The 11,605-nt window shown below is 47.1% G+C and carries 9 protein-coding genes; 1 reads left to right on the forward strand and 8 read right to left on the reverse strand.

Annotated elements, in window-relative coordinates; translation table 11 throughout:
- Positions 1–168 precede the first annotated feature (168 nt).
- The gene (locus TW77_RS14275) at positions 169–1,830 is read right to left on the reverse strand and encodes a methyl-accepting chemotaxis protein (RefSeq protein ID WP_046005642.1); all 1,662 of its coding nucleotides are present in this window, start codon (positions 1,828–1,830) and stop codon (positions 169–171) included.
- A 655-nt stretch (positions 1,831–2,485) separates the two neighbouring features.
- On the opposite strand from TW77_RS14275, the gene TW77_RS14280 reads away from it, so the two are divergent.
- Positions 2,486–2,953: a hotdog fold domain-containing protein gene (locus TW77_RS14280; RefSeq protein ID WP_046005643.1), complete on the forward strand. Its 468-nt coding sequence runs from the start codon at positions 2,486–2,488 to the stop codon at positions 2,951–2,953.
- 32 nt (positions 2,954–2,985) lie between these two features.
- On the opposite strand, the gene TW77_RS14285 is transcribed toward TW77_RS14280, so the two are convergent.
- From TW77_RS14285 to TW77_RS14315, 7 genes are all read right to left on the reverse strand, one after another.
- Entirely contained in the window at positions 2,986–3,588 is a 603-nt protein-coding gene (locus TW77_RS14285; protein ID WP_046005644.1) for an outer membrane beta-barrel protein, read from the reverse strand.
- A 166-nt stretch (positions 3,589–3,754) separates the two neighbouring features.
- Positions 3,755–4,129: a bactofilin family protein gene (locus TW77_RS14290; RefSeq protein WP_046005645.1), complete on the reverse strand. Its 375-nt coding sequence runs from the start codon at positions 4,127–4,129 to the stop codon at positions 3,755–3,757.
- Entirely contained in the window at positions 4,119–5,225 is a 1,107-nt protein-coding gene (locus tag TW77_RS14295; protein ID WP_046005646.1) for a M23 family metallopeptidase, read from the reverse strand. The genes TW77_RS14290 and TW77_RS14295 overlap by 11 nt, the downstream gene beginning before the upstream one ends.
- 128 nt (positions 5,226–5,353) lie before the next feature.
- A complete protein-coding gene (fahA, locus tag TW77_RS14300) occupies positions 5,354–6,667 on the reverse strand; it encodes a fumarylacetoacetase (RefSeq protein WP_046005647.1) in 1,314 nt (437 codons plus the stop codon).
- Positions 6,668–6,823: 156 nt separating this feature from the next.
- A complete protein-coding gene (gene hppD, locus TW77_RS14305) occupies positions 6,824–7,870 on the reverse strand; it encodes a 4-hydroxyphenylpyruvate dioxygenase (RefSeq protein WP_046005648.1) in 1,047 nt (348 codons plus the stop codon).
- Between the two features lie 429 nt (positions 7,871–8,299).
- Complete coding sequence (locus TW77_RS14310) at positions 8,300–9,736, reverse strand: peptide MFS transporter (RefSeq protein WP_046005649.1); 1,437 nt, start codon at positions 9,734–9,736, stop codon at positions 8,300–8,302.
- 279 nt (positions 9,737–10,015) lie between these two features.
- Entirely contained in the window at positions 10,016–11,224 is a 1,209-nt protein-coding gene (locus TW77_RS14315; RefSeq protein WP_046005650.1) for a DUF642 domain-containing protein, read from the reverse strand.
- Positions 11,225–11,605: the final 381 nt, after the last annotated feature.

An 11,605-nucleotide genomic window follows, 5' to 3' on the forward strand; every position in this document is an offset into this window, starting at 1 on the left:
GCTATTGTTTATAATTAAAGTCGTTAATTATCAGAACAGGCAAGTTTTATCTTGGCTTTATGTACATTGAACACGTTCTGGCAAACGCGACATAAATTATTACCGGACTGAACGTATCTGTCATTTCAGACCGGTAATTGATGAGCTGCGTGAGGTGGTGCTGGCTGTTTATGTCCTCAGTTTGAACCTGCTGACCAACTGGGCCAGCTCCTCAGCTTGCTGATTCAGTCCCTGGGCGGATAGAGCTGCAACCTGAGTATCCTGCAGAGAGTGCTGACTGGACTGCTCGATATTAGAAATATCTCTGGCCATTTCACCGGCAACCACTGACTGCTCTTCCGTTGCGGTGGCAATCGACTGGATCATAGTGGCAATGTCTGAGGCGCCACGCACAATGTCATCTAACTGTATGCCTGCGGCTTCGGCCATAGAAACGCTTTGGTCAACCAGAGATACACTGTGTTGCATGGAGCTTACCGCGTGATCCGTTTGTGATTGAATGGATTGCACGGTGGAGACGACTTCCTCGGTCGCTTTGGATGTTCGCTCAGCCAGGGTTCTGACCTCATCTGCAACGACGGCAAAGCCACGACCTTGTTCCCCGGCGCGGGCTGCTTCAATGGCGGCATTGAGTGCTAACAGGTTGGTTTGCTCCGCAATGCTGCCAATTACCCCGATCACGTTGCCAATCTGGCTACTGAGTTCGCCCAAGTGAGTGACATTTCCTGCGGTTTTTTGCACATTTTGTGACGCCGTTTTTATTTTACTGACGGTTTGTCCGACGGTATCTCCTCCGCCAGAGGCCAATGTACGTGCCTGCTCGGCTTGGCTTGCTGCCACTTGACTCTGAGAGGCCACTTCAGTGACCGTCGCGCTCATTTCTTCAATGGCCGTAGCGACCTGAGTCGACTGATCGGCAGATGAACGACTACGGGCGGCGATCTGCTGGTTCGCTTCGGCAATATCCTGACTGGATGAAGTCACATCGCCAACCACCTGAGTGATAGAGTGCAGCAATTCGTTCAGTGAGCGGGCCATTCTATTGGTCGCTTCTGCCAGCCCATCAATTTCATCCTGGCCCTGATGCACAATATCCTGCTCAGAGATATCACCCGCACTGATCCGTTCCGCAACACTCAGCACTTGATTGAGACGTAACACGATTGAGCGACTGATCAAATATGCGATAACGAGGCTAAGCATCGCGGCAACGAGAGTGATCACTATGATGGCAATAGACGTAGAACCCAGGCCTTTAACCAGTTGCGCCACAGCATTGGTCGCATCATCAATTTCTTCTTGCGCAGAGACTTCAAGAATATTGGCAATATCTTGTATGTATTTTTTATCTAAAGCCCGAAGTGTCTCACTTGCTTGCTTAAACTCGCTTGAGTTGTCAAAAGCCACTGAAGTTTGGTTCTGGATCGTCTGAGCCACAGCTGGCTGATAACGCGCAAACACGTCCTGATTAACCTTCTGGTGGTAAGAAGAAATACTGCGCAGAATATGTGCCATCTTATCTCGATCAGATTGCTTGGCTGATTCGTAACCGTAAAGTTCGGAGTGGACTGTTTTAAACTTCTCAAATGTATCGTTAAAGGTCGCTTTTTTACTTGCATCACCATTCATATATTCGAGCGCAGCGCCTTTGAGCTGGTGCTGAGTATCCAGTAAGCGGCTGTAGAGGATCATGCCGGGTAGATCGTCACCGGTTACTTCTTTTGCACGGGCAGTTTCAGTGGATATTTTAAACCATACTAATGTACTGGAAATGATCATTAGTATGATTAACACACCAAATGCTAAATAGAGTTTATTACTGAGTTTCATAGTATCACCTGAGTATACGTGACGGTATCCGCCGAATATGGAGCAAGTTGAAAAACTGATTATAAAGTTGAAAGCTGTATTTTGAATCGTTCCAAAATAAACTGATAACTCTCTAGTGATGAACTATCAGCTGGGATAAGCATGAGAAACAGAGGGTTACTTGACAGGCTCTTCAAACTTACAAAAAGTACTTTCTTGATTATTCATAAATAATTCTAGTGTTTTTCATTTGAAGAGTGAAGTGTTTAACTTGATTAATTGAGTTCGTTTCTAATTATGATTTTATTTATATTAAATATATCATAATTCGTGTTTTTCAGTCACAGTTGAGGCGCAAGTGATATTTATTATCAACTATACAATTAATGTAAAACATGGTGCTATTTTAAACTTTGCTTTTTTATATGGCCAGGTGAGCTTATAAAGGCTCATCATGAGTGTCATAAAGTAGTGATTTGTCCTCAGGCATTCATGTTAATTGCACAGAGAAAAGACGTGCGTAGTCAATAGGGAGTATGTCAGAGCAAGGAAGCAGTTGATATAGCTGAATTTGAGCTAAGCAGATCGCACTCAGCAGCGTTATAATGAATGTCATTGGCTCAACTGGTCAGATGTGTTAGGGTGGGGTGTTATTTAATTCAACAGGTTAAGCGTTATGGCAACACCCTTATTAAAAACCTACAAGAAGTTTAAATGGTTGCCCTTTGGCAACTGGCTATTCAGCAAGGCGGTCTGTAAGCGAGCGCCTTATTTTGGCACCATCAAGCCTAAGATCACTCACCTCAGTGAGGGGCGGATCACGGCGCAAATGCCCAATAGAAAAGCGGTGCACAATCACATTGGCACTGTGCATGCGATTGCGCAGTGTAACCTTGCGGAGCTATGTGCTGGTGTGGTCACCGATGCCAGTATTCCCTCTAAAACGCATCGCTGGATCCCTAAAGGGATGACGGTGCAATACCTGAAAAAAGCCGATACCGATTTACGGGCAGAGGCGACGATTTCACTCCCACGCCAGTGGCAGGATAAAGAAGAGCTGATAGTGCCGGTTGAGGTGTTCAACAGTGACGGGGTAAAGGTATTTCATGCCGATGTCACTATGTATATTTCGGCGAAAAAATAGTGAGAGGCCCGCAAGCAGCGGGCCTTTTTCTATCAGAAAGTATAGCGATACTTTACTTCTGACTGGGTGTATTCCACACCATTAGTGTACTCCAGCACCACAGCGGAGCGCTGCGTAAAGCTAAAACGCAGGCCGATATTAACAAAGACACCATCGTCATCATCTGTAGAGTTATCCAGTAACTCATAGCCAGCCTGAGCATAGGCGCTAATGTGTTTGGAGAAGGCATGCTCGTACTCACCGTAAAGGCGACGTGTATCTGCTGTTGAGTTAGAGCGATTAGTTGACACTTCAAACTCACCAACCTGAGCGCCAACTGCCAGGCGTCCACTGTCCGTTGAATACAGAATGTAGCCCAAATTAAACGTCGTTTCGTCAACGTAGTATTCTCCATCACGAAGATTGTTGAAGAATGCCAGGCTGTCTGAATGCTGATCGATTTTGAGTCCCATAAAGATGCCGTTGGCAAATTCATAACTGCCCGCAATCATAAATCCTCGAGGAGTAACTGAACTCGGTGAACCATCCAGCTTGGTCTTACCATAACCCACTTCAAGGAAGCTTTTACTCAGTTCAGCGGCCTGAGAGCCTAAAGAGGCAGTAGCCAGTAGCAGGCCTAAAATATGCTTATTCACGATATGTCCTTTGAATTACTTCGATGTGCTGTATCAAGCGAGTGTGTGACACCCGCTAGGTACTTAAAATACGCAGAAATGTACCACTCAGTGATACAAAAGTGAAATGCTAAGTCTATGTTTTGTGTTATGAAATGTTATCGGTGGCCTATTTCTGGCGAGTCATTCAGCCTTCGCTGGCTTTATCCAGTGGGGTGACATTAGATGGCTTTGCGCGATGATTTAGCTGGCCCTGGATATGCGCGCCGGCCTGAATACTCAGTGTATCGTGTTCGATATCACCAGTCACTCTGGCGCTGGGCTCCAGCGTAACACTGTCGGCGTTGATCCCACCCTGAACTTGGCCACGAACCTGCACCTGTTTGGCGATAATATTGCCTTCTACAAGCCCTGATTCGCCGATGATCAGCTGAGCGACATTGAGGTCACCCGTTACTTTGCCATCGATCTGAAGTTCACCATCGCACTGGATGTTGCCTGTGATTTCGGTGTCGGGAGAAATTAGCGAGAAAGGAAATGAGTTTTTCTTTTTATTGAACACGTTTGAGCACTCTTGCCAGTTTTACAGGATTTATATGCTTTTTATCCTGTAACACCTCATAATGCAAGTGTGTACTGGTACTACGACCTGTGCTGCCCATCAGTGCAATCACGTCTGACTGTTTGACCGTCTGGCCTTTTCTCACTTTGATGGTGTGTAAATGACCATAACGTGTGATGATACCGTTCGCATGTTTAATTTCAATAAACTTACCGTATCCGCCATTTTTACCCGCTCTACTGATCACCCCATCTGCCGGCGCAATGATCTGGGTTTTATGCCAGCCCGCCATATCGACCCCTTTGTGGTAGGCACGGCGGCCCGTGATAGGGTCTTTACGAAAGCCAAACGTGCTGGAAATATAATATTTGTCGTGCGCGACGGGCATCATTTTGGGCGTGGAGTGTAATAAGTTCTCTAGCTGATTGAGTTGTACAGAGTCATCGATTAGCTGGGTATAATGTGCATTCAACAGTGTGGCATCAACCTGATGATAAGGACCACCCTGTGCTGAATTATTGTCGCTGCTCAAAGAGAGACCTGCTTCGTTAAATCCGGCCATCAACTGGCTATGGCGCGCCGAAATAATCGCTTGCAAGGTTTCAAGTAAGGCGGCCTGCGCATCGTCCAGCTCAGTGCTGTGCGCCTCAAACTCATGGCTGTCATTGATATCACCAGCGGCCGGTTGCGTGTCACTCGGCTGTTGGCTTTCTGGCAAAGCCACTGCTGCGTCTGCCTGCTCAGTGATGGATGTCGGCAGAGCACTGACAATTTCACTGAGTACTGTGTGTTGTTCATTCAAAGTAGCAAGCTGAGTTTGCTGCTGTGACAGACGCTCAGCCAGTTGTTGTTTTTCTTGTGCCCAGGCCTGTTGTTGTGTCTGGAGCTGAGCTTGTAGCGCGCTGACTGTGTCTTGCTGCTTAAAAAACGCTGATGTACTGATAACTAACCAGGTGAGAGCACTACAAACCAGCACTAGTGCAATAAATTGCAACCAGCCAGGCACAACCATCAGACTAACCTGGCCATTCTGGCGCAGCATTAGCTGTTTAGGTTGAAATAATGATGTGATCAGGCGTTTGATATAGCGAAACATAACACGTAAAAATTAAAAATAACGACCCACTTTAACAATTTTTATGCAAAAAGCCAGTATTTACTTACAAAAAAAAGGTGTACTTAAGCACACCTTTGTTTTCTATAGAAAAGCTTTTGCGTTTGCGATTACTTCGCTGGCAGGATAGTGCCTTCGACAGAACCGAAGCCAATACGTGCAAAGCCGTTCGCTTCACACCAGCCACGCATAATGACCTTGTCGCCGTCTTCCAGGAACTTACGCTCTTCGCCGTTGTCCAGGGTGATGGTTTCTTTGCCGCCACGAGACAGCTCAAGCAGTGAACCCGCTTCTTCGTGCTCAGGACCAGACTGAGTACCAGAGCCCAGCATGTCGCCCGGCAGGAAGTTACAGCCGTTTACTGTGTGGTGAGTCACCATTTGTGCCACAGTCCAGTAGCTGTGCTTGAAGCTAGACTCAGACAGCTTGCTTGGCGCTGCATTGGCTTCACGCATTTTTGCGGTTTCGAGCAGTACGTCCATCTGAATATCGAAAGCACCCGATTCACGGTTTTGTGCAGACTCAAGATAGTCAAGTGGCTGAGGATCTTGCTCGTCACGGTGCCAGTTAGTACGGTACGGCGCCAGTGCTTCAGTGGTGACAATCCACGGCGATACCGTTGAGGCAAAGTTTTTCGCCAGGAACGGACCTAACGGCTGGTATTCCCAGGCTTGCAGATCACGGGCCGACCAGTCGTTGAACAGACAGAAACCAAACACATGGCTTTCGGCATCCGCAATTGAGATTGAATCGCCCAGCTCATTCCCTTTACCCAGGTAGATACCCAGCTCCAGCTCATAGTCCAGACGCTTACAAGGGCCGAAAGACGGTGTATCAGCATCTGGCGCTTTGGTTTGACCTTTCGGGCGTGGGAAGTTTTGACCAGATACATCAATCGATGAAGCACGGCCATGGTAACCGATTGGTACCCACTTGTAGTTAGGCAGCAAAGGGTTGTCCGGACGGAACAAGCTACCTACCGCAGTGGCGTGGTAGATTGAAGTATAGAAATCGGTGTAATCACCAATGTGACAAGGCAATGCATATTCAACGTCAGATTGTGCAACCAACGCCGCTTCTAGTGTACCCTGGTGCTCTGAGCCTTCACGAAGAGCACGAGACAGTGCCAGGCGCAGTGCAGACCAGTAGTTCTGACCCATTCCCATAAACTCATTCAGTTTAGGTGCATTGGCCGCTTCTACTGCATCCTGTGCTTCGCCACTGAAAATACCTGCTGCGGCAACCACAGCCAGATCCAGTACTTGATCGCCAATGGCAACGCCGCCACGGAACTCTTCAGCGCTGTCTTTGTGGCGGAATGAAGCAAATGGCAGGTTTTGAATAGGGAAATCAGTCCCGGCCTGGTTAGCGCTGGCAACCCAGCTCTTCAAATTAATGTCGTGCGTTTCGTTGATAAAAGACATGGTCTTTCCTTTTTGCAAGTTTGAGGCTGTTCTCAGATGTGGTGATAGCGTTCTGATTTTTCAATGCAACATCTGAGTCTCAGACAAATTAAACGGCAAAAGCAGCCACAAGGCATCGCCCCAAGCTGCTTTTAAATTTCTACTCTCAAAGGAGAATTAGATCACGCCGCGGCGTTCCTGATCACGCTCGATAGACTCGAACAGTGCCTGGAAGTTACCTTCACCGAAACCACCGTCGTCAACACGCTGGATCATCTCGATAAAGATAGGGCCAAACAGGTTCTTAGTGAAGATCTGTAGCAGGTAGCAATCTTCGCTCTGGCTGTCTACCAGGATCTGGTGCTCTTTGATCTTGTCACGGTCTTCTTTAACCCAAGGTACACGGTCAAAGATGGTGTCGTAGTAGTGATCAACAATGTCTAATGTTGCAATGTTAGTCTGGTCAAGTTTGTCCAGTGAGGCAACCAGGTCGTTGGTCAAAAACGCCAGGTGTTGTACGCCCGGGCCATTGTACTCATCCAGGTACTCATCGATCTGGTTGTTGTTGTCGTCTTTACCTTCGTTAATTGGAATAGAGAAGGTGCCACACGGAGATTTCAGTGCGTATGACAACAGGGCTGTCTTCTGACCTTTGATGTCGAAGTAACGAACTTCAGTAAAGCCGAATACGTCTTTGTAGAAGTTTGCCCATGTTTCCATGGTGCCTTTGTATACGTTGTTAGTCAGGTGGTCGATACGCAGGAAGCCTTTGTCCTCAACAACCACTTGCTCTTCCAAGTCAACAAAGTCTTGCTCGAAAATAGAGCCTTTGTCACCGAATACATCGATGAAGTAGATCAGGCTGTCGCCGATGCCGTAGATGGCCGGGTAAGGCAAGTCTTTATGAGTTGAATCAGTGGCAGGCTTAGCACCGCGCTCAACCGCGATTTCAAACGCTTTTTGCGCGTCTTCTACACGCCAGCCCATAGAGCAGATAGCCGGACCGTGGCTCTTAGCGAACTCAGCAGAGAAACCGCCGCGCTCTTTGTTCAGCAGGAAGTGAATGTCGTGCTGGTTGTAGTATAGGATGTCTTTGTCTTTGAACTTTTTCAGTTTAGAAAAACCAAAATCGGCAAAAATCTTTTCCATGTAGTCCGCATCTGGTGTTGCGTACTCGGTAAACTCAATGCCAACTAGGCCTAGAGGATTTGTTACTTCACTCATTGTCTTACTCCCGCTTAAAAGCACTGGATCGCTATTTGTTTTGTGCTGTGGATGATTAATCAAAATGGCAAAAAGGGGAAGCTATGGGCATGATTTAGCAAGCGGGTAAAATGTAAATTCTGTCGTACAAATTGTCTGGATTATACGGATTGCGTGAACAGGATAAATTTATCGATTAAAAGACCTTATTTGTTCTTAAAAATTGATTGTATGACGGGTGGTTTTTCAGCAAGGCTTTCTTTATCTATATGAAAATAATGAACTTTAAAGTTTTGCATTGACAGCGATATCACCTTGTTAGTAATACAGAGACAGGTACAAGAGAAGCAAAATCTCGCGTTGCTGTATTGATAAGTTTACAAGTGAGGGCTGAAAACAGAAAAGCCGCACAAATTTAGTGCGGCTTTTACACGAGTCAGGAGTTAGAAATTACTGTCTTTCGCCAGAGATCTCTAGCTCTTTCTCAAGATAGTGCTCCTGAGTATGCGGCTCATCAGTGGTTCCTTCAGCGCCGTGCATCCAGTCAACCAGCTTGTTGCTAAGCAGGTACATTGCCAGTGCAGACAACAGCGCTGTTGCTCCCAGACCAATGAAGATGCTCATGGCATTGTTCATTGCTTCCTGGCCTTCGCCGATGAAAGAACCAACAAAGCCCGCGATTTTGTTCGCAACCGCTGTACACAGAAACCACAGACCCATTAATAATGAAGCCAGGCGCAGTGGTGCCAGTTTACTCACCATAGACAGGCCAATTGGCGACAGACACAGTTCACCCAGCGTGTGGAACAGGTAGAAAAGTACCAGCCACATCATGCTGATCTGCAGGTTACCCGCATCACTGCCTTCGGTGATAAGCGCCATCATCATGGTCAAAAAGCCCAGCGCCAGGAATACTAACGCGATGGCAAACTTAACCGGTGAGTTAGGCTCACGCTTGTCCAGTTTCAGCCAGATCATGGCCACCAGTGGCGCGAAGATAATAATAAAGATAGAGTTCAGAGACTGGAACCATGACGCCGGGATTTCAAAACCCATCAGCATACGGTCGGTATAATCAGCAGCAAACAGGTTCATCAGACCACCGGCCTGCTCAAAGCCCATCCAGAAGATAATACTGAACACACTCATAGTGAAGATAACGCGGATACGGTCTTTTTCTTGACTGGTAAGCGGCTCTTTAGTGTTGCTGTTAGATTGCTGCTGAGACAGCTTAGCAGCAGGCACCACGCCGATGTCGCCAAGATATTTCTGGCTCAATAGTAATTGCATCACAACGGAGATCACCATGCCGATACCTGCAGCGATGAAACCCGCTTGCCAGTTAATTTGTGCTGCCACATAACCTGCGATAAGTGGACCCAACGCACCACCTAAGTTGATACCCATGTAGAAAATCGTGAAGGCACCGTCGCGGCGCTTATCACCTTCCTGGTACAAGTCACCAACCATAGTCGAGATGTTTGGCTTAAACAGACCGTTACCGGCACATAATAATGCCAGACCGATATAGAAAACCTGTTCTTCCATACCGGCAACCAGGCCATGCGGAATACCCATGGTAAAGTGGCCTGCGGCCATCAGGATACCACCAATGATGATGGCTTTACGCTGACCCAATACGTTATCGGCTAACCAACCACCGATCAACGGGGTCAGGTAGACCGCCATGGTAAAGGTGCCGTACAGGCTTAGTGCATCGGCGTTAGTCCAGCCGAAGCCGCCGTTTTGTACCTGAGCAACCAGATAAAGAACCAAGATTGCACGCATTCCGTAGTAGCCAAAGCGCTCCCACATTTCCGTGCCGAAGAGTAAGAACAGGCCTTTTGGATGGCCCAGAAACTCACCGCGATTAGGTATTGAATTCATATTATTCCCATTTCAATCAAATGTGTTGTTTTGGCCTTAATATTATCGATGCCGAAGGTACTGTTGATGACAGTAATCAGCGGCATACTTTGAACGGGTGGCCAGTCCCCAAATGATTTCCAAGTTAAGTCAGTGTTGACTAACTATTCATTAAAAGCGCGTCAGTATACCTAGTGGGGTGGCGATGGGGAAGCCTTACCAGCTGGGTTAGGCGCTTTTTGTATACAAAAAAACCAGCCTGTCTGGCTGGTTTTTGCGCATATAGAGCGAATGTTCCGGTTATCGGCAGAAATTGTCGACAAAGGTCAGGTCGTTAATATGCTCAGGACCTTCCATGACTAAAGTGGCAACCGCTGTGTCTGGATTCATTTGCCAGATCTGCGCATTGCTGTTGGCTTCACGACCAGAAACATACAGTTTGCCATCAGCCGTAATCGCCAGGCCAGATGCCCAGTTTACGCCGTGCTCGCCAATCTTAGTCAGCTCCATATTGCCTTCATCCAGGGTATACAGTGCCTTGCCGGTTAAAACGTAAAGGACGTTACCGTCTGCTGAGTAAGCAATATCGCCATGACTGAAGTCATCACCCGGGTATGATAATTTACCCAGCACAGTTTTTTCGCCGCTGGTCATGTCGAAATCATACATGTAGGTTTTACTGGTGCTGCGTAAAGACACGCCATCCGGTGTAACCGCAGAGCGGTACAAAGGCCATGACTTCGTATTGGCTATGCTGTATTGCTGGTTGCCATTCAAGTCCAGTGCCCACAAAGTGGATGCTTTGGTTTTACTGTCGGTTTGCTCCATAAAGTAAAGCACACCGTCTTTGCTGGCGATGTTCGACGCAGTGTGAGTCACGCCTGATACTTTGCTGTACTGACCGGCGTCAATGTCAAAGTAATAGACATAGCCACCTTCAGCCGAGCCATAATTATTGATCCCGAACAAACCTGTGACGCAGTCAGCGGTAACGGAGACGTTATCCAGTAGTGCGCCGTATGAGTCTGAGTTGCCCGCACCGACAAATTTCAGCGTACTTTCGTCGCTGTTTGCAGTGACGTTAATCGTGTAGAGCTGCCAGCCACGTTGTGTGCCGTTTAGCTCTGCGATTACCTGGTCGTCCCAGTAAACAGTTGCTTTGTTGGTGGTGTTATTATTGGTAACACGTGGTGAATAGTAGAAGCTCACGACATACTGCTTGCCCGCTTCAGTCGCAACGCTCTGGTAAGCACTGTAGTTGCGGGTTGAATCCAGCTCCAGATATTGCTCGCCATCCTGAGCCTGAATAAGGCCAAGACGGTTAGTCTGAATCTCAAACTTAGCAGAGCTGCGGTTCCAGCCGGGCAAGGTTTTAAACAGGCTCCATGAACCGTTGACCGTGTTTGACTGCTCAAAAGAACCGTTAGTGATCAGGTTTTCACTGGCATTTGCAGCAAAGCTGCTGATTAGGGCGGCGCTGAGGCCAAGCGCAAGAACTGATAATTTCATAGATATACTCCAGGGCTTCACTCTATTTGTGTAAATAAAATGTTATCCCTAATCAATTTTAACTAATCCCATTTTCTTACTTTTACACAACTTGGTCAATTAGAAATCAAAAAATGACTGTTAGTTCCGATTTATGCCTCAAGACAGGATGATAAAAACAGCCCTAAAGTATTGGTTTTTAAGTGTTATGTACCTAATACTTTTACATGTCATCGGAGCTGTGTGGTTTCGCAATGTGCACATTTTTGCTTTTTGCGAGGCCGGAAATGGTCATCTGACTGAGCAAAATGGCAAAATGGCAAAATGCAAAACGACATTGCATCTGAGGCATTTGTAGGTGATCAGAGCAAGGAGTATGCCCACATTAAGTGATCCACATTA

Source organism: Pseudoalteromonas rubra, from assembly GCF_000967655.1.
Classification (GTDB): Bacteria; Pseudomonadota; Gammaproteobacteria; order Enterobacterales; family Alteromonadaceae; genus Pseudoalteromonas; species Pseudoalteromonas rubra_A.

Bases quoted from the DNA above. Each gene is read 5' to 3' on its own strand.
- TW77_RS14275 (WP_046005642.1), bottom strand. From the start codon at position 1,830: ATGAAACTCAGTAATAAACTCTATTTAGCATTTGGTGTGTTAATCATA.
- TW77_RS14280 (WP_046005643.1), top strand. From the start codon at position 2,486: ATGGCAACACCCTTATTAAAAACCTACAAGAAGTTTAAATGGTTGCCC.
- TW77_RS14295 (WP_046005646.1), bottom strand. From the start codon at position 5,225: ATGTTTCGCTATATCAAACGCCTGATCACATCATTATTTCAACCTAAA.
- fahA (WP_046005647.1), bottom strand. From the start codon at position 6,667: ATGTCTTTTATCAACGAAACGCACGACATTAATTTGAAGAGCTGGGTT.
- hppD (WP_046005648.1), bottom strand. From the start codon at position 7,870: ATGAGTGAAGTAACAAATCCTCTAGGCCTAGTTGGCATTGAGTTTACC.
- TW77_RS14310 (WP_046005649.1), bottom strand. From the start codon at position 9,736: ATGAATTCAATACCTAATCGCGGTGAGTTTCTGGGCCATCCAAAAGGC.
- TW77_RS14315 (WP_046005650.1), bottom strand. From the start codon at position 11,224: ATGAAATTATCAGTTCTTGCGCTTGGCCTCAGCGCCGCCCTAATCAGC.